19 protein-coding genes and 1 riboswitch are annotated in these 17,983 nt (G+C 37.9%); of the genes, 7 read left to right on the top strand and 12 right to left on the bottom strand.

Annotated elements, in window-relative coordinates; translation table 11 throughout:
• Window positions 1-334: 334 nt before the first annotated feature.
• The 5 genes from IV87_RS04890 to IV87_RS04870 all read right to left on the bottom strand — a co-directional run bounded on the left by IV87_RS04890 (window position 335) and on the right by IV87_RS04870 (window position 5,347).
• Window positions 335-1,756 (bottom strand): MFS transporter, encoded by a 1,422-nt coding sequence (locus IV87_RS04890; protein WP_057806023.1) that lies wholly within the window; start codon window positions 1,754-1,756, stop codon window positions 335-337.
• A 103-nt stretch (window positions 1,757-1,859) separates the two neighbouring features.
• Window positions 1,860-3,209, bottom strand: coding sequence for an MFS transporter (locus tag IV87_RS04885; protein ID WP_057806022.1), 1,350 nt, complete (start codon window positions 3,207-3,209; stop codon window positions 1,860-1,862).
• 196 nt (window positions 3,210-3,405) lie between these two features.
• Window positions 3,406-3,624 (bottom strand): DsrE family protein, encoded by a 219-nt coding sequence (locus IV87_RS04880; RefSeq protein ID WP_236698970.1) that lies wholly within the window; start codon window positions 3,622-3,624, stop codon window positions 3,406-3,408.
• A gap of 124 nt (window positions 3,625-3,748) precedes the next feature.
• Entirely contained in the window at window positions 3,749-4,696 is a 948-nt protein-coding gene (locus IV87_RS04875; RefSeq protein WP_371862112.1) for a DNA/RNA non-specific endonuclease, read from the bottom strand.
• A gap of 15 nt (window positions 4,697-4,711) precedes the next feature.
• Window positions 4,712-5,347 (bottom strand): sunset domain-containing protein, encoded by a 636-nt coding sequence (locus tag IV87_RS04870; protein WP_236698969.1) that lies wholly within the window; start codon window positions 5,345-5,347, stop codon window positions 4,712-4,714.
• Between the two features lie 294 nt (window positions 5,348-5,641).
• Between IV87_RS04870 and IV87_RS04865 the strand changes: the two genes are divergently transcribed.
• Window positions 5,642-5,842 carry a cold-shock protein gene (locus IV87_RS04865; RefSeq protein ID WP_057749326.1) on the top strand — a complete coding sequence of 67 codons (201 nt, stop codon included), beginning with the start codon at window positions 5,642-5,644 and terminating at the stop codon, window positions 5,840-5,842.
• Window positions 5,843-6,112: 270 nt separating this feature from the next.
• Here the strand turns inward: IV87_RS04865 and IV87_RS04860 are convergent, their stop codons facing one another.
• The 6 genes from IV87_RS04860 to IV87_RS04835 form a co-directional block, all read right to left on the bottom strand.
• Entirely contained in the window at window positions 6,113-6,376 is a 264-nt protein-coding gene (locus tag IV87_RS04860) for a helix-turn-helix domain-containing protein (protein ID WP_057806020.1), read from the bottom strand.
• A 37-nt stretch (window positions 6,377-6,413) separates the two neighbouring features.
• Window positions 6,414-6,653 (bottom strand): hypothetical protein, encoded by a 240-nt coding sequence (locus IV87_RS04855; protein ID WP_057806018.1) that lies wholly within the window; start codon window positions 6,651-6,653, stop codon window positions 6,414-6,416.
• Between the two features lie 182 nt (window positions 6,654-6,835).
• On the bottom strand, window positions 6,836-7,570 hold the full coding sequence (locus IV87_RS04850; RefSeq protein ID WP_057806016.1) for an ABC transporter ATP-binding protein: 735 nt from the start codon (window positions 7,568-7,570) through the stop codon (window positions 6,836-6,838).
• Window positions 7,571-7,580: 10 nt separating this feature from the next.
• On the bottom strand, window positions 7,581-8,588 hold the full coding sequence (locus IV87_RS04845) for an ABC transporter substrate-binding protein (RefSeq protein ID WP_057806014.1): 1,008 nt from the start codon (window positions 8,586-8,588) through the stop codon (window positions 7,581-7,583).
• On the bottom strand, window positions 8,585-9,349 hold the full coding sequence (locus tag IV87_RS04840) for an ABC transporter permease (protein ID WP_057806013.1): 765 nt from the start codon (window positions 9,347-9,349) through the stop codon (window positions 8,585-8,587). The genes IV87_RS04845 and IV87_RS04840 overlap by 4 nt, the downstream gene beginning before the upstream one ends.
• Window positions 9,321-9,617 (bottom strand): thiamine-binding protein, encoded by a 297-nt coding sequence (locus tag IV87_RS04835; RefSeq protein WP_057806012.1) that lies wholly within the window; start codon window positions 9,615-9,617, stop codon window positions 9,321-9,323. Before IV87_RS04835 ends, IV87_RS04840 begins: the two co-directional genes overlap by 29 nt.
• A gap of 109 nt (window positions 9,618-9,726) precedes the next feature.
• Window positions 9,727-9,837, bottom strand: a riboswitch (TPP riboswitch).
• A gap of 597 nt (window positions 9,838-10,434) precedes the next feature.
• On the opposite strand from IV87_RS04835, the gene IV87_RS04830 reads away from it, so the two are divergent.
• The 3 genes from IV87_RS04830 (at window position 10,435) to pta (ending at window position 13,586) form a co-directional block, all read left to right on the top strand.
• A complete protein-coding gene (locus IV87_RS04830; protein WP_057806010.1) occupies window positions 10,435-11,145 on the top strand; it encodes a glucosamine-6-phosphate deaminase in 711 nt (236 codons plus the stop codon).
• 219 nt (window positions 11,146-11,364) lie between these two features.
• Window positions 11,365-12,567, top strand: a complete 1,203-nt coding sequence (locus IV87_RS04825) for an acetate/propionate family kinase (protein WP_057806008.1) — start codon at window positions 11,365-11,367, stop codon at window positions 12,565-12,567.
• A gap of 44 nt (window positions 12,568-12,611) precedes the next feature.
• Entirely contained in the window at window positions 12,612-13,586 is a 975-nt protein-coding gene (gene pta / locus IV87_RS04820) for a phosphate acetyltransferase (RefSeq protein ID WP_057806006.1), read from the top strand.
• 604 nt (window positions 13,587-14,190) lie between these two features.
• On the opposite strand, the gene IV87_RS04815 is transcribed toward pta, so the two are convergent.
• Complete coding sequence (locus tag IV87_RS04815) at window positions 14,191-14,649, bottom strand: Fur family transcriptional regulator (protein WP_057806005.1); 459 nt, start codon at window positions 14,647-14,649, stop codon at window positions 14,191-14,193.
• Between the two features lie 200 nt (window positions 14,650-14,849).
• Between IV87_RS04815 and IV87_RS04810 the strand changes: the two genes are divergently transcribed.
• The 3 genes from IV87_RS04810 (at window position 14,850) to IV87_RS04800 (ending at window position 17,866) form a co-directional block, all read left to right on the top strand.
• Complete coding sequence (locus IV87_RS04810; protein ID WP_057806003.1) at window positions 14,850-16,262, top strand: MFS transporter; 1,413 nt, start codon at window positions 14,850-14,852, stop codon at window positions 16,260-16,262.
• Window positions 16,263-16,482: 220 nt separating this feature from the next.
• Complete coding sequence (locus IV87_RS04805; RefSeq protein ID WP_236698968.1) at window positions 16,483-17,322, top strand: YihY/virulence factor BrkB family protein; 840 nt, start codon at window positions 16,483-16,485, stop codon at window positions 17,320-17,322.
• A gap of 97 nt (window positions 17,323-17,419) precedes the next feature.
• Complete coding sequence (locus IV87_RS04800) at window positions 17,420-17,866, top strand: MarR family winged helix-turn-helix transcriptional regulator (protein ID WP_082623516.1); 447 nt, start codon at window positions 17,420-17,422, stop codon at window positions 17,864-17,866.
• Window positions 17,867-17,983: the final 117 nt, after the last annotated feature.

The following is a 17,983-nucleotide window of genomic DNA, read 5'->3' as shown; positions in this document are numbered from 1 at the left end:
GTTATTCACCAATACCAGAAAGTGTAGACCCTATTTTTTTTGCTGCTTTGAGGAGCTGTCCTAATGCTCAGTGGAAAAAGGATAAAGAAGCAGCAAGGTGGAAGCGGGATCGTATCCCGCTGGGAGCCTTGCTTATATTTTTTTGACTGCTTTGAGGAGCTGTCCTAATACTCAGCGGAAAAAGGATAGAGAGAACCTTGCTTATATTTTTTTTGACTGCTTTGAGGAGCTGTCCTAATGCTCGGCGGAAAAAAGTATTCAAAGTGCATACTCATACGATGTAATCATAAGTAATCCAGCTAACAGTTGATATTATCAAAATAAAACGCGAACATTATCGCATTTCAGCAGTTTTGCGTTGCTTTCGAAAATCAATGAGTTGAAGAAATAACATTATCAATTCCATTCCAATCAGCAAAATGAAATCATTTCGGCTTCCTCGTGCTGTTGCGGTTACTGATGAAAGACCATGGGCGTTCATTTGGCTGATGGAGATAAACGTGGCCATCAATGAAGCACCGATAGATCCTGAATATTGCTGAATGGCGTTAAAAGCTGCATTACCATCGCCCTTTAGTTTGCTGGGCAGTTGTTTCATTCCATCCGTAAGAAGATTACTGAAAGTTAATGAAAATCCGGCACTGAAAAGTGCATAGAAAATGGTCATTAAAGGAATCGTTAAACTAGCTTGAAAACTAAAGAACAAGATGCCGGAAATAAGTGAAGCACTGATTCCAGTTAGGATTGGTAACGCAGCACCATGTTTATCTAAGACAACGCCACCAAAAGGCATTAGAATCAATCGTAACAAGCTACCTGGTAACAGCAGCAACCCAGCTAGTAACGAATTTGCACCGAGCACTAATTGACCAAAATTAGGAAGTAGAAAACTCATGCCAATGTTAATTAATTGGCAAAGTGCATAAGCAACAAAACTTAAAACAAAACGATGATACTTAAAGATATTGATATCAATTAATGGAAAGGCAAAATGGTGGGCATGCCAGACGTACAGACCACCCGCAAGCAGACCAAGGATTAAAAAAGCCCAAAAATTTGAACTATTCCAGCCATGAATAGAGGCTTCATTGAAAGCAAGTGAAATGAGTACAAATACGCCGGCTAACCAGAAAAATCCCATGATATCTAACCGTGGTTTTTGAAGCGGTCGGGTTTGTTGAATGTTTAATAGGCCAATTACGGCTGCGATAAGCGCAAGTGGAAGCACAATCCAAAAAATGGCACGCCAACCTAGACTATATAAGATGATTCCACCATATGTCGGACCCACAGAGGCCATTGAAACGATAATTGCACCAATTGCCATGTAACGACCAAGTTTTTGAACGGGAATATCATGACTGATAATTCCAAATAAAAGTGGCGTAGTCATACCAGTGGCAACTCCGCTAATTAGTCGGCCAATCAATAACATTGAAAAGTTGGTTGCACTCACACAAAGAAACAGACCAACAAAGAAAAGCAATACAGCCCACGCAAAAATTTGTTTAAGTTTAAAGCGTTTATGCATGTATGAAGCCAGTGTCATGACAAGTGAGGCCACCAGCAAGTAACCAGAAGTGATCCATTGAACGGCTGAAATTGAGACACCAAAAACATGCATCAGTGTGGGAAAAGTAACGTTCATGGCTGTTTCTAATAAAATGCCACAAAAGGACATGACACCAGTACCAATAATGGCGAAAATGGTTTTTCTTGAAACTTGATTGTTGGGAATAAATTGATCTGTTTGCATAAGTTTTACCTCTATCTTTTTCTAATATTATCGTATCACGATACGTCAAATTTTAAATTTTCAGACAAAAAGGCAAGTCGATTAGGTTCGACTTGCCTTTAAGTTACTTATTTGACGCTGTGTTTTTTTGAATTTTAAAATTTAAACCTTGAATGCCTAATAAGGCAATCGACATGATGATTAGTAAAATAAAATCATGAGAACTCCCACGCGCAATGGCTTCTTTTTCGGACATTCCCTGTGCATTCATTTGGCTAATAGCGATCAAAGTTGCCATTAGGGAGGTTCCTATAGAACCAGAATATTGTTGAATGGCATTGAAAGCTGCATTACCATCATCTTTCAAATGCATCGGTAGTTGTCTCATTCCGTTAGCCAAAGTATTACTATAGGTTAATGAAAAACCAACGCTATAGAAAACGTAGAAAAATGTCATCAGTGGAATCGTTAAAAATGACATGAACGAAAAGTACAAAACTCCTGAAACAAGGATGCAACTAATACCGGTAAGGATTGGTAGCGACGGTCCTTTGCGATCCAACAGATTGCCACCCCAAGGCATGATAAAGATTCGTAAGACGCTTCCTGGTAGTAAGAGGAAACCAGCTAATAGTGCGTTACTGCCTAAAACTAACTGACCAAAGTTAGGAAGTAAAAAGCTCATTCCTAAATTAATCAACTGGCAAAGCGCATACGCAAGAAAACTAAGAACAAAGGGTTGATACGTAAATATCTTAATATTGATTAATGGTGATTTGACGTGAATCGCATGCCAAGCATACAATCCGGCCGATAGTAACCCAATCACTAACATTAACCAGAAACCTGTACTTGCCCAGCCATGCGTAGAAGCTTCATTAAAGGCAAGGGCGATTAAGATAAACGCAGCTGCAATCCAGGCGAACCCTAAAATATCTAGTTTGGGATGCTGTGTATTGCGGTTTTGTTCAATATTTAAAATGCCGATGATAGCCGCGATAATTGAAACTGGAAGGACAATCCAGAAAATTAGTCGCCAACCAAAGTAATAGGAAACGAGTCCGCCATACGTCGGTCCAATAGTGGGGGCCATTGAAATAATGATCGCACCAATCGCGGTATACCGTCCTAGTTTTTGAATCGGAATATCATGATTAATAATGCTGAACATTAATGGAGTGGTCAGCCCAGTTGCAATACCGCCAATTAAGCGTCCTGCCAAGAGTACGGGAAAACTTTGGGCAAAGACACAAAGTAAAAGTCCCAGAATAAAAAGGACAACTGAAACGGTGTAAATATTTTTTAGCTTAAACCGTTTATGAATATAAGATGCTAGCGCCATCACAAGCGCGGCAATTAATAAGTATCCAGAAGTAATCCATTGCACATTTGAGACGGAAACATTGAATTGACGCATCAAAGTTGGAAAAGTGACATTCATAGAAGTTTCTAAAAGAACGCCACAAAAGGACATCATTCCGGTTCCAACAATTGCCAGAATAATTTTTTTGAGACCTGATCGCTTTGAGTAAAACGGTTGTTTTCCATGATTTTTTCGCCTTTCATTTTAAGCTCATGATTATTATCTTACCACGATCTTGAATACTAGACGGCAAAACATAGAATTAAAGCGTTTTAGTCATTGAAAGTTAAATCAATTCAACAATAAACTAAGGTTTAATATAGCGGAAACCTTGATCCTGTAATTCAGCTAAATCAATAACACCTGCTGGGACAATTTTAACATTTTTTGGGAGCTGTGCTGCTGTAATATGATGGCTAATCATGGCATTTTGACAGGCATGAAAAGCAACTGATGTCTTATGATCATTGATAAAAGTTTGAATATTTTCGGTTACGTATTCGGTAATAGCTGATCCATTTACCACGACTACGACTGGAATGTGTTCATGGTGATCTTGAGCATAGGTTAGGGTATTGCTTACATTTGACAGTACTGTTTGCTATTTTGATGTTTCGTCAATATGAAAAACAATTTTCATTTGTTAACCTTCATTTCTTAACACTAGTTCCTGTTTGATAATTGATGGTGTAGCCTGCTTCAATGTTAAAGATGTAAACATTGAAGTGAACGGCATCACTTCCAATTGATTGTGCCTCCATATGAATCCCACGGGCAACTAGCTCGTTGTTTCGAAAAATGGGAGTCACACGATAACGAACGTAATGATTTTTATTTTCTTTTACGTAATCTGCTACTTGATTTTCATAGGTCGTCATTTCTGGATCGTTTAAAGATCGTGTGCCAGTCATTAAGTTTTTGGCATTATTGTTTTGCCCCGTTAATTGATAGCCGATTAAGTGACAACGGTTGTATAACCAGCCATTACTGGTTCGTTTATTATGCCAGCCAGTGGGATCAACGTCTAAAGCTTCGCGTTCCGTTTTAGGCATTAAGCTTTTATTTAAAAGTGCATTGGCAGCCGAAACGCGGTTGTTGCGATCTAAATTGCCATAAGTTTGCCAAGCACCCTTGTTTGTCGAGAGATCCGCTGTTGAGAAACTAGGGTTGTTTTGATTGACGGTAATGGTTTGTTGCCCTGTGTATTTTTTAGCAGCTAATTCGGTGCTATCTGTAGTTTGTGTACTAGAAGTTCCAGTGCTAGATTGATTTTTAGCAAGACTAACATGAAGACTTCCGGCTTTTTTCTTTAATGAGGCCGATTGAGAAGATAAAGAACTGTTCAACTTATCATTTTTGGTTTCTAGAGAGTTCGCCAATTTTTTGGCACTGGAATTAACCTTGGTCACAACTTTAGTTGACATGACACTATTTAAATGAAAATATTTGTGACGTGCATAGGTTCCAGCCTGGTTCCAACTCAATAAAAGTGTGATTATCGCTAATAAAGCAAACCAAATACGATCTTTTCGTTGATGGAAGGCTACCACGATGGCAAAGAGGCCAATAATTAAAAATATGATTCCAATAAACATAATAATTTTTTCTCCTTGCTATCTTTTTGCTTTTCGATATCCCGCAGCTTGGGCTTCAGCCTCGGTTTGAAAATACACAGCATTTTGTGAATTCATGTGGTAGCCAGCTTGTCCGGGAACATGGTAGATTTTGGAATTTTTATTACCAATAATTTTTTGTTTGGTAGTCGTATCCAAATCATTCTTTGTAGATGTTTGCTTGGCACTGGTTGAACTTGAAGTTCGTGCAGCACTTTCACTTTCAGAAGCAGCTTTTTCCCGGCGTACAGATTCACTTGATTGAAGGCTTTCAGAACGACTTTCGGAGTCTTGACGCAAAGAAGCAGCTTTTGAAGAAGTTTTCTTGGCTGCTGTCACTTTGCTCGATAATTCTTCAACAGACTCGGATTGTGAAGAAACTTTTGATGAGATTTTGGCAAGCTCATAGGCGCGAAGCTTTGCCGAATTTAATTCTGCTTTTCCCACTGTTTTTGTTTTATAGATTTTTTTGACAGGGGGTGCCGTGTTTGCTGGTTTAGGATCGGTACTTTGAAAACCAAAAAAAGCGACACAAAAAAGTAATAATGTACCAAGAACATAATTTTTATATGTATTAGTTGGCACATGAAAAAGAAATTTGTGCGTAATCTTATTGTAGAGGGATATAATCTCCAAAATTATAAACCCCAAGACGCTGCCCAAAATTAAGAGCGCAAAAAAAGTATTCATGATAACTCACTTCCCTACAACTATCATACCTGGCTATAGGACGCAAAACAATAGCTTTTAATTGAGTACTTAGAGGGCTTATTATTTGTATTAACGTGCAGTTACTGTTAAGGTTATGTTAATGTGTTTTATCAGTTCGGTTATTAAGGGTTCGAATTTTTAAAGAGGACGGCTCCTTTCGTAATTGGCTCGTGGGATACAAAATTAAAAAAGCGCACTGCGCTAGGAGGATTCATTCACATGGAAAAAGGTAAAGTTAAATGGTTTAACCCTGATAAGGGATTCGGTTTTATTAATCGCGAAAATGGTGACGATGTATTCGTTCATTTTTCAGCAATCCAAGGCGACGGCTTCAAGACATTGGAAGAAAACCAAGAAGTTACTTTTGATGTAGAAGACAGCGACCGTGGACCACAAGCTGTTAATGTTCAAAAACAGTAAACTTTCTCGCATAGTTGTGATTGCTTAGGCAAACCATAAAGCGAGGTTTTATTTATTAAATATTCTGAAAAAGAATGTAAGTCTGAAAAACATACACTGCTTGAAGATTTAGAGGCTGAGTTCGGTGCAAATGTCGATGTCTACTAAATTGTAGTGTTAAAAGAGGTCGATCGTAATTATTATAATTATGATCGATTTTTTTTGTATAAAAAAAGAGTGAAGAAATGTCTTTTTCGCTCTCAATTTTTTTTCTGTTTGTGGATTTGATGCTTATTTTCGTTTTAAGGCCTTATCAATCTGTGCTAACCATCGAGAAGGGCTCACTGACTGATTTGGCGCTTCATTTAAAATAAGTTCGTCCATGCTAATTTCATAAAGTTTGTGTAAATGACGTAAAGTAGCCAAGTTTGGTTCAGAGTCTCCGTGTTCCCACTGAGTAACTTGATCCAAACTAACGTTCAGTTCTTTGGCTAAGGCGCTTCTTGTGTAGCCGGCTCGTTTTCGTTGTTTAATTAGCTGGTCGGCAAAAGTCATAGTGAGTCCTCCTTTGGTCATAGAATGTGATTACATCTTATAAATGTTTAGAAATATTGTATTTAGTGCCAGATTTATCCTTGTTGTTAGGATCAACTGCGTCTTTTGCATAAAAAATTAAATATTCTTCATCGTTTTTAGGATCGGTAGCAATGACGAGTTCATGGGGAGTTTCGTCCTTATGTTTGTACAGCTGACCACTACGCACAGCCTCATTATAATCATGAAAGTTTCCTAGCGAATCGCCGGGATTAAATAATACAATTTCACTTGCCATAAATAACAGCTCCTTTAGATATTAATCATTGTGCTATTTGGAAAGCTGAATGCAATAGGCACAAGTTTATAGTTAGAAGTATTTATTAGAATGATACTTAACTGTACTTCAACTAAAATATAAACTAAAACGTTATAGAAAGCAAAAGATTTGGTTAATTGAAATTCGCTCAGTAGCTGAATTTACAGTAAACTTAAAATTTTACGTTTGTAGTTCAAAAATGCGGTACTGAGCTCAAAATCAGGTTGTTTTTTGAGGCCAGCATCAATTGAAATTTCCTGTGTAATCGTTGCTGGTGTACCGGTTAAAAGGTAAATTCGATCGGATAATAAGATGGCTTCTTCCACATCATGCGTAATTAATAAGGTTGATAGATTAATTTTTTTCATTAAATTTAAATACCAACTATGAACCTGATGTTTAGTGATTTCATCTAACGCACTAAAGGGTTCATCTAACAATGCAACTTCCTTATTAAACATATAAGTACGCAGTAAAGCGGCTCGTTGACGCATACCACCAGACAGGGCTTGTGGATAAAGTTTTTCAGTATGTTGTAAGCCAAAAAGTTTAAAAAGTGGTGCGGCTTTTGCTTCAGCTTCTTTTTTGGAGATGTCTTGCATCAAAGCTGGCAAAATAACGTTTCCCATAATGGTTCGGTAGGGTAGCAGCAAATCTTTTTGAAGCATATAACTAATTTGACCAGTTGTATTTGTGATGGGTTGATCTTTAAGGATGACTTGACCACTTTCAGGTGAAAGCAAACCGGCAATAATGTTAAAAAGAGTCGTTTTCCCGATGCCACTGATTCCAAGAATGCTGACTAATTCACCTTGGTCTAAGTGAATATTGATATCACTGAGTACTTGATGGTCAGAATACGATTTAGAAATATAATTTGTTTGTAATAACGGCATGGTTAAAACCTCATTTAGGGAGATATTGATTAGTGAAACCTTGATTTTTTTTGAGTTTTACGGAAACCAGTTTGTGTTGATCCAGCCACTGGTAGAATCGATTCCAACGTGAGCTAGAAATCTTACCCCATTGGCTGCTACCTAATGAATATTGATTAGAAAGATAGGTTTGACTGGCATAAATTAATTTACGATTACTTTTGAGCTCAGGAACCTGATCCATTAGAATGTTAGCAGACTGACGGGGATGTTTTGTTGCATAGTTATAACCCTGTGCAGTTGCCTTCATAAAATCTTTTGCTAATTTTGGATGAGCCTTTAAAAACTGGTTATTCCCAATTAGTGTTGGGGTGTAGTAATCAAAAACCTTATTTAAAGCGCGAAACGAGAAGTAATTAATGGGAAAGTTTTTAACTTTAGCATTCTCCCCAGCCCAACCGTAAAATACCCAGATTGAATCGGCTTGCTTCGCTTTTAATGCAGAAACTTCATCAGTAATATTATTAGGTATCTTTTTAATCTTGCTATACTGACCACCGTCATCTTTAACGACTTGCTTAATAGTTGCTTGTTCAATTGGTAAGTCCCAAGTGGCGTAACGTTTGCCCATCATTTTTTTAGGTGAAGTGATGTTATCTGCTTTACGTGACATAATTCCTGAAGTGTTATGTTGAATGATGGCTCCAATGGTTGTAATTGGAAGCGGATCTGTCCGTGCAATGGCACCCGCAAAAGTATCTTGAGCAGAAACTCCGATTTGTGCTTTACCACTGGCCACAAGTTGTTCAGCACCATCTTTAGGTGGTTGCACAAACTTCACGTTGAGATGGTATTTTTTGTAATAGCCTTTTTGTTTGGCAACGTACATACCGGTATGATTGGTATTCGGTGTCCAATCAAGGACAACCGTGATTGTGTGTGTGCTGGTTTTTGTAGAACGCACTTGACAACCACCTAAAACTAGCATTAATAACATACTTACACTTAAGTAGAGCCAAAAATTCTTGGAATGTTTCATTTTTTAACAGCCTCCCAGGGCATGACCTTATGTTGAATAAGAGTTACCAACCAGATTAATAGCAGACTCATTGCCGAGATTAAGAAAATTACGGCGAACATTTTATCATAGGCATAGGCCTTCATCACACGGGTCATGTAGACACCTAGGCCACTGAAACCACCGACCCATTCAGAAATTACGGCACTTACAATAGCGTAAGAAACAGAAATTTTTAAACTGGAAAAAAAGTGGTTCAAAGAATTAGGGAATTTTACATAGTAATATAGTTTCCATTTGGTTGCGCCCATAGTTTTCATCAAATGCAGTAAATCACGATCAGTTGCACGAAAACCGGTAAGCATTTCGACTGCTACTGGAAAAAAAGTGGTGATCGTGATCAAAACAATTTTAGGTAGCATGCCATAGCCAAACCATAAGATTAAAAGCGGCGCAATAGCCACAGCGGGAACTGTTTGACTGATTACCAAGAGCGGATAGATTGCTTTATAAAGTGGCTCAAACAAGTCCATGATTACGGCAATCAAAACACCCCCAATAACTCCTAGTAATAACCCCCAAAATGCTTCCAGTAAGGTAACCCCTGCATTTGACATCAATAAAGGAAAGTCAGCTATAAATGCTTTAACAACATTAATAGGAGAGGGTAGCATAAAAGTAGGAACAATCTGAAAATAACTGACTAATTGCCAAATGATAAGCAAAATAACAATAACCAAAACTGGTAAAAAATTAATGTTGATACTTGTCCGTTTTTTCATGAATACCTAGAACCTTACCTTCTGATTTGTAGTCAATTTTGACATAGGTCATTACTTGCGGAGCTCCAGCTTTAGCCGCAATTTTGGTGATATTTTTAACAATTTCCATAAGTTGATCATAATCACCTTCAAGGGTGGTTTCAAACGCACCCACCTCATAAGAAACGCCAGTAGATTGAATGTACTCAATGGCTTTATCGACAACAGCAACAACTTTGTGATCGTCCTCTAACATTGGTAAAACTTGAATAGCAACACTTGTATTCATTATATTTTCCTTTCTTGAAACAAAATAAAAAAGCTAACGACAATACGCCAGCTTTTGATTGCATGTTTAAATGGTAATCAAAATAGGTAGTATAAAGGTCTTCTTTGATTATCACTATAAGTAAACTTCCTGCGCTGGCATTATCCATATCAGGTTCGAGGGTCAAAAACCACTAGTTTTTATCTCAGCCGGATTAGATCCAGCACCCCTGTATTTGTATACGAATTCAGTATATCGGTAAACATAAATTTCGGCAACTAATTTAGATCTTATGTATGTTTTTAACTATTTTTTTGTTCCGTTCCGGCGTTGAAGCGGGGCCGTGTGGGTCGCTTACGAGCTAACTTCTTGCCCTTCAGGCCAGAAGTGGCTCTCTCCAGTCTCCCATGTCTCTAAGCGATAAAATCGCTAAGTGACATCGACACACTCTTTCACCAACACCTCCACTCCACCTGTTATTCAAATCTTACGAAACAAACTTCACCAAAATATCCAGGCATTACGGGTTGTTGCATTAAATAAACTCACGCCGTCCTTTAAAATTATCATGAAAAGACTTTTTTCATTTTCCTAGTAAAGCTTTACATTAACAAATTTATTTTGACTTTTTTGGTCTATACCCTTGCAATTTAAATGAGGAGATTATATAATTGGGCTATACCAATATGAATTGGATTTTGTGAACACAAAATAGACAGTATATACAAAAAGGAGCCAGTTCGACTAGCCGGGGTGCGGCGTAGTTCGAATGGACATCCGGTTGGAGATTGGATTTTGCGAACGCAAAATAGACACTATATACAAAAAGGAGACTATTATGAAAATTATTATTGTTAAAAATGAAGTTGAAGGCGGACAAGAAGGATACAAGATTTTTGCCGATGCTAAGAAGAACGGTGCACATACTTTTGGTTTAGCTACTGGAAGTACACCAATCACAACATACAATGACATCATTGCTAGTGACCTTGATTTCAGCGACTCTATTTCAATCAACTTAGATGAATACATTGGTTTAGCTGCTGACAACGACCAAAGTTACAATTACTTTATGCATGAACATTTATTCAATAAGAAACCATTTAAGAAGTCATACTTACCAAATGGTTTAGCTAAAGATATTGATGCAGAAGCTAAACGTTATGATCAAGTTATTGAAGACAACCCAATTGATTTACAAATCTTGGGTCTTGGCCGTAACGGTCACATTGGTTTTAATGAGCCTGGAACTTCTCGTGAAATTGGTACTCATCGCGTATCTTTGACGCAATCAACTATTGATGCCAACGCACGTTTCTTCGCACATGAAGAAGACGTGCCAAAGGAAGCTTTATCAATGGGATTAGCTTCAATTATGAAGTCTAAGCACATTTTGTTGGAAGCTTACGGTGAAGAAAAAGCTGATGCTGTTAAAGGAATGATCGAAGGACCTGACACACCAGATTTACCAGCAAGCATTCTTCAAAACCATGACAATGTAACTGTTATTCTTGATGAAGCAGCTGCAAGCAAATTAACAAATAAATAATCAAAGTTATTTAAATTTAGAGAGATTTATCCTATACAAGTTAACCCTATATAGAATAAATCTCTTTTTTTAAATGTTTAGATGTATTGAGTTTTAATATTCAAAACAATAAGGTATAATTTATGTTAATGAACATTGAGAATTTGTGCCGAACGCGTTAAAGTGAAAGTGTTGTAAAAAAGAATTGAAGGCATAGAAAATAAGAGTGGGGCTTTAACTATGGAAAAAACAATTGCGATTAATGCAGGTAGTTCATCATTTAAATTCAAGCTATTTGAAATGCCGAGTGAAAAGGTGTTAGCAAGCGGACAGGTAGATCGAATTGGAATTGACGGCTCTACATTTACGATCATTTATGGTGATCAACAAAACATCCGTATTGAAAAGCCAGTCAAAAATCACGAAGTAGCCATAAATATTGTTCTGAATGCATTAATTGATTTAAAAATTATCAGAAGTTATGACGAGATTACCGGAGTTGGACACCGTGTTGTCGCTGGTGGTGAAATCTTTAAGGGCTCAGTACTTATTACTGAAAAAGTGATTAAGCAGATTGAGAGCTTATCGGAATATGCACCATTACACAATCCAGCTAATGTGCTTGGAATCCGTGCGATGCAAAAAGTTCTTCCCAACGTAACAAGCGTTGCCGTTTTTGATACGTCGTTTCACGAAACATTACCACCTAAAAATTATTTATATAGTATTCCTTATGAATATTACGAAAAATATGGTGCCCGTAAATATGGGGCACACGGAACAAGTCATCAATCTGTAGCTTTGGATGCGGCTAAGTTGCTTGGCAAACCTTTAAGTTCCTTGAAAATGATTACGTTACATTTAGGGGCAGGTTCTTCGATCGATGCCATTTTAAATGGTCAATCTTATGATACTTCCATGGGCTTCACCCCAGTTTCAGGGATCACCATGGCAACTCGCTCAGGAGATATTGATGTTTCCTTAGTTAATTATCTAATGGAGAAACTAAAGATTACAGATTTTTCCGAAATGATCAAAATTTTAAATACTAAATCGGGATTGTTAGGTATTTCAGGAATCTCTTCTGATATGCGTGACGTTTTAGAAGCGCGTCACAAGAGTCGCCGAGCTGAATTGGCAGTTGAGATTTTTGTGAACAATATTGTGAAATATATTGGTGCTTATATTGCTGAAATGCATGGAATTGATGCATTGGTGTTTACCGCTGGCATTGGTGAAAATGGCATGCTGGTTCGTAAAATGATCGTTGATGAATTAGATTATTTTGGCCTTAAAATTGATGATGAAAGAAATCAAGTTCAGGGTGAATTACGTGACATTAGTGCATCAGATTCTAAGGCAAAGGTGTTAGTTGTCCCAACGAATGAAGAGTTAGCAATTGCACGTGAAGTTGAACGTTTTAAACAAGAAAACAAAGACTAAACATAGCGATAAAGGCTATAAAAATTTGCGAGGAGGATTTAACGATGGATTTATTTGAAGGATTAAAAGCTAAGATTAAAGGACAAGATCGAACGGTTGTATTTCCAGAAGGTGAGGATGTTCGTATTTATTCAGCTGCATCACGCTTGGCACAACAAGGTTTGGTAAAGCCAATCTTGCTTGGAAAAGTAACTGCTATTCAAGAGAAAGCAGCTAAAGAAGATATTGACCTAGCAGGGATTAAAATTATTGATCCGGATACTTATCCAGAAACTGATAAGCAGGCAATGGTAGATGCCTTGGTTGAACGTCGTAAAGGTAAGAACACGGTTGAAGAAGTTCAAAAGATGTTAATGGACGTAAATTATTTTGGAACAATGCTTGTTTATTTGCATAAGGCGGATGCAATGGTTTCAGGTGCAATTCATCCAACTGGTGATACGGTTCGTCCAGCCCTTCAAATTATTAAAACGAAGCCAGGTGTCAAACGAATTAGTGGTGCATTTGTGATGCAGAGAAATCATGAACGATATATTTTTGCGGATACGGCAATTAATATCGACCCAGATGCCGCAACTTTGGCTGAAATTGCGGTGGAAAGTGCACATACGGCGGAGATTTTTGATATAGAGCCTAAGGTTGCAATGTTGAGTTTTTCAACGAAGGGATCGGCTAAGGGTGATATGGTTACGAAGGTGCAGGAGGCTACTAAGTTGGCGCAAGAGAAGGCACCAGAGGTAGAAATCGATGGTGAGTTACAGTTTGATGCGGCGTTTGTGCCAGATGTGGGTGCAAGTAAGGCACCGGGATCAAAGGTAGCGGGCCATGCGACGGTGTTTGTGTTCCCAGAGTTGCAGTCTGGAAATATTGGTTATAAGATTGCGCAGAGGTTGGGTCATTTTGAGGCAATAGGGCCAATTTTGCAGGGATTGAATGCGCCGGTGTCGGATCTGTCACGAGGAGCGAGTGAAGAAGACGTGTATAAAGTGGCGATAATGACGGCGGCACAGGTAAGATAGAGTGGGCGAGACAAATCGGTAGTTCAAAAAATATAAGCCAGGCGTATGCGGGATCGCAATCCCGCGGAAGTCTGGCTTATATTTTTTGAACTGATTTGTCGAGCTGTCCTAAGGCTTAGCGAAAAAAAGCATCAAAGAGCCAGGCGTATGCGGGATCGCAATCCTGCGGAAGTCTGGCTTATATTTTTTGAATTGATTTGTCGAGCCGTCCTAAGAAAGTGAACGGATCAAACCGGTTAGCCCGGAAAATGTAAGGGCAGGTGTATGCGGGATCGCAATCCCGCAGGAGCCTGGCTTAGATTTTCTGGGCTGGTTTGAGGAGTTGTCCTAAGAAAAAGTGAACGGATCAAACCGGTAAGCTCAGAAAATGTAAGGCAGGTGTAGGCGGGATCGTAATCCCGCAGGAGCCTGGCTTAGATTTTCTGGGCTGGTTTGAGGAGTTGTCCTAAGAAAGTGAACGGATCAAACCGGTTAGCCCAGAAAATGTAAGACAGGTGTAAGCGGGATCGCAATCCCGTAGGAGCCTGACTTAGATTTTATGGGCTGGATTGAGAAGTTGTCCTAAGAAAGTGAACCGAACAACTGAAAAAAGAATGTTCAAAAGTTATTTACCTTTTGAAGCATTCTTTTTTTGACAGTCAGTACATAGACCGTATATTTCAAATCGATTTCCAGTAATTTGATAACCAGTTTGTTGAGCGGCTTCGTTTTCCATTTTTTTTGCGTCTTTTTGAAAATCTGGATAAAAAACATCTGCAATTTTGCCACAATTAGTACAAATTACATGATAGTGAGGTTTACTGTAGTAATCATAATGCACGCCATCTTCACCATTTGCTAATTCAATAACAATCCCCAAATCAACAAATAATTTTAAGGTATTGTAGATTGTAGCTAAACTCATATTAGGCGTTGTTTGTTCTAAGGCCTCATGAATGGTTTCAACAGTAGGATGATTATGATGTGTGACTAAGTAGGTTAAGATTGTCCGACGTTGAGGTGTCATTCGAATGCGTCTGCTTTGTAAAGCTGTGAGTGCCTCATCCACGTCTGTATTTGCCAAATTTAAGCCTTCTTTCTTTTCACTGATGACGATTAGTAAGTACAATTTATTTAATCACTTTTTTAAGATTCATTCAACTCTAGTTAGATTTGTTTTAAATGCAATTTCCAGACGTAGTTTACACCTGTCTAAATATGAAATACAATTAATACGATTTAAAATGATTCTAACTTTGGCATAAGTTAGTGAGGAGTGATTTGATGAAAGATCAAAATAAAACATTTAAGGGAAATAAAAGATTACATAATTGGTTTGTCGCAATTCTGTTAGCAGGAACCTTCACCATGTCGATTAGTCAATCGTCTTTATCTACAGCATATCCAACATTGATGCGTTATTTTGGGGTCACGGCACCCACAATCCAGTGGTTAACAACGGGTTTTATGCTAGTGATGTGTATTATGATGCCAATCAGTCCGTGGTTGTTGAGCAACGTGCCATTTAAACGGCTCTTTCAGGCAGTTTTGGTGATGTTTGATGTTGGCACAATTGTGATTTTGTTTGCACCTAATTTTCCCCTAATGATGTTTGGGCGTGTGTTAGAGGCTATGGGTGTGGGTATTCTATTTCCAGCCTATCAAAGTGTGATGCTGACCATTACGCCCGAAAAATCGCGTGGTGTAACGATGGGGATTGTTGGACTAGTAATGGGATCCGCATTAGCCGTTGGTCCAATCATTTCTGGAGTGGTGTTAAAATTCACTTCATGGCAGGGACTCTTTGTGATTTTTGCGATTATTATCACAGTTGTTTTTCTGCTATCATTTAAATTTATTGCAAACGTTATGGATTTAGAACCGAATCATTTAGACTTTATTTCGGTAATTAGTTCTTTGGGATTAATTGGTCTTTTATTTGTCATTAATCAGCTAGGGAAAGCTAATGTTAATTGGTCAGAGCAATTTGGATTACTAGCCGTTAGTTTGATTATGTTAGCGTACTTTGTGTATCGACAGTTTCATATCAAAACACCCATGTTGGAGTTACGGGTACTTAAAACTTTTAATTATGATTTGGCAGTTTTGCTAACCGGTTTTTCTTATATCGCTTTAATCGTAACAACAATTATCTTTCCGCTTTATTATCAAGAAGTGCTCCATCTATCGCCCTTTGCGTCAGGGATGGCACTCGTTCCGGGAGCCGTATTCTTGAGTTTATTAAATCCAGTTACTGGTAAGCTTGCCGATCAGTTTGGGTTCAAATGGGTACTTTTGATGGGGATGAGTATGATTACTTTAGGTTGGGGAATTCTTTTTATTTTCTCAAGTTCCATAGGCTTGAGTGCTATGATTATTTTAGCCATGTTGATTGAAGGCGGAAACGCCTTTGTTATGATGCCAGCAATGACATTGGGGGCCAATTCGTTACCAGACAGTTTGATTTCACACGGAACCGCAGTTATTACAACGGTTCGTCAAATTCTCGGTTCACTAGGGGTTGCCATTGCAACGATTATTTTGGCGGCAGTTACTCAAAATCGTTTATCCGCTGGTGATCATGCAGCAATTGCCAATCAGATGGGGTACCGAGCTGTGTTTTTCACTTTCTTTCTTGTGGCAATTGTTGGTTTGATGCTTTCAATTTTGATTAAAAATTCGGAAAAGAAGAGCTAAAACTAATTCAGATTTCTATTCATTTTAATTTTGGGGACATAATACATTTTTATTCTCTTTTTTTGTGTGTTTCAATAAATGAAAAGGCGTGAAAATAGTAATTTGACGTTTTTAATCATGCAAAAGTTATTGTATACTATTGAAGTTAAATAAAAATGGGGTATATAACATGACTTGGAAGAGGTTTGCTCATAAGTGTAAGACATACTGGAAAGGTTTCATGTTGCGATTTAATCGTGCAGATGCTGCAAATAATGCAATTGTCCTTGCCTTTTATACATTACTTGCCATGTTTCCGGCAATTATTTTTGTGGGAAATTTACTACCACTGTTTCACATTGATGTGACAACGGTGTTGGAGTATATCGAAACCGTGGTACCCAGCACAATTTATCAGATTAGTCAGCCAATTGTAAAAGATTTTTTGGAAAAAGGTAACGGCGAGTTATTATCATTCGGAGCTATTTTAATGCTGTGGTCTGCAAGTCAGGCGGTAGCGGCCTTTCAACGTTCAATTAATCGAGCTTACGGCGTTGCTAAATTTCAAAATCCCATTATTAATCGTGTGGTTTCTTTCATATTCACCATTTTTTTTGCGCTTCTAATTAGTTTAATGATGTTTTTCTTTAGTTTTGGACAAACAATTATCGCTTATTTAACACCAATTTTGAAATTACCACATAGTCTCTTTCATATTGTGGGAAACGTTAAATTTCCCACTGCGATAATTGTCATCTTTTTAAGTTTAATGATTTTGTATTATGTAGTTCCAAACACGCACATTAAGCTCAGATACGTCGTTTGGGGATCATCTGCTGCAACTATTGGACTGATGGCGGTCTCACAGTTTTTCACGATTTATCTACGTTATTTTGCGCACTCCGTTAATAGTTATAAAACGTTAGGTACGTTTATCGCTTTAATGTTTTGGCTAGACTTTTCGGCGTTGGCCATTATGATTGGTGGAGTGATTAATGCGACCAGTCAGGAACTGAGACTGGGAAGTCTTGAAGATACTACTCAAAATTGGAGTAAACGGTTTAAAAAGTATTTGAAGTAACTAAAAAATTATCTAATTGATTTCTATCGATTGGATAATTTTTTTGATCACGTTTGATATAATTGAAATGTGAGTATTTTGGAGGAGGGTGTTATTAGTGAAAACTAAAAGCAATGATAAACTTTTTGAGGGATCTGTTGAGATTTACATGTCCACCTTAAAGTTCTTGGAGTATGTGTTATCGGAACCAACTAAGGAGTATGAAATTTCATTTGAACAGTTTTTAGTTTTGCGAAATATCTGCAATAATGAAAAAGTGACTCAGATGGGAATTGCAGCACAACGAAATGTTACGCGAAGTGCAATCTCGCGACAAATCAAATCACTGTTGCGATTAGGCTATATCTCACAAACACCGGACCAAAAGGACAAGCGGAAATTGTATCTTCACCTGACAAAACGGGGAGCAGAAGTTGAACAGTTGATTGATCGAAAGGTTCATTTGGTGTTTGAAGGCTGGGTTGCTAAGTTTGGGCAGAAGAAAGTTGAAAGTTTACTGAAACTTTTGAAAGAGTTTGGTAATCAGGTTATTAATCCCAATTAAATGGGTAAAACAAAAAGACTGTTAGTAAAGACAAAGGATAAGCGGAAAATGTTCCAGTGTAGATTGTCTTTACTAGCAGTTTTTTGTGATTTCAGAAGTTGATTTTTTTGGTTGTGT

Source organism: Pediococcus ethanolidurans (assembly GCF_001437405.1).
Classification (GTDB): Bacteria; Bacillota; Bacilli; order Lactobacillales; family Lactobacillaceae; genus Pediococcus; species Pediococcus ethanolidurans.
Note: the sequence above shows the minus strand (reverse complement) of the source record. Positions and strands in the feature narration are given on the sequence as shown.

Bases quoted from the DNA above. Each gene is read 5' to 3' on its own strand.
- IV87_RS04890 (WP_057806023.1), bottom strand. From the start codon at position 1,756: ATGCAAACAGATCAATTTATTCCCAACAATCAAGTTTCAAGAAAAACC.
- IV87_RS04885 (WP_057806022.1), bottom strand. From the start codon at position 3,209: ATGTCCTTTTGTGGCGTTCTTTTAGAAACTTCTATGAATGTCACTTTT.
- IV87_RS04865 (WP_057749326.1), top strand. From the start codon at position 5,642: ATGGAAAAAGGTAAAGTTAAATGGTTTAACCCTGATAAGGGATTCGGT.
- IV87_RS04860 (WP_057806020.1), bottom strand. From the start codon at position 6,376: ATGACTTTTGCCGACCAGCTAATTAAACAACGAAAACGAGCCGGCTAC.
- IV87_RS04855 (WP_057806018.1), bottom strand. From the start codon at position 6,653: ATGGCAAGTGAAATTGTATTATTTAATCCCGGCGATTCGCTAGGAAAC.
- IV87_RS04850 (WP_057806016.1), bottom strand. From the start codon at position 7,570: ATGCCGTTATTACAAACAAATTATATTTCTAAATCGTATTCTGACCAT.
- IV87_RS04845 (WP_057806014.1), bottom strand. From the start codon at position 8,588: ATGAAACATTCCAAGAATTTTTGGCTCTACTTAAGTGTAAGTATGTTA.
- IV87_RS04840 (WP_057806013.1), bottom strand. From the start codon at position 9,349: ATGAAAAAACGGACAAGTATCAACATTAATTTTTTACCAGTTTTGGTT.
- IV87_RS04835 (WP_057806012.1), bottom strand. From the start codon at position 9,617: ATGAATACAAGTGTTGCTATTCAAGTTTTACCAATGTTAGAGGACGAT.
- IV87_RS04830 (WP_057806010.1), top strand. From the start codon at position 10,435: ATGAAAATTATTATTGTTAAAAATGAAGTTGAAGGCGGACAAGAAGGA.
- IV87_RS04825 (WP_057806008.1), top strand. From the start codon at position 11,365: ATGGAAAAAACAATTGCGATTAATGCAGGTAGTTCATCATTTAAATTC.
- pta (WP_057806006.1), top strand. From the start codon at position 12,612: ATGGATTTATTTGAAGGATTAAAAGCTAAGATTAAAGGACAAGATCGA.
- IV87_RS04810 (WP_057806003.1), top strand. From the start codon at position 14,850: ATGAAAGATCAAAATAAAACATTTAAGGGAAATAAAAGATTACATAAT.
- IV87_RS04805 (WP_236698968.1), top strand. From the start codon at position 16,483: ATGTTGCGATTTAATCGTGCAGATGCTGCAAATAATGCAATTGTCCTT.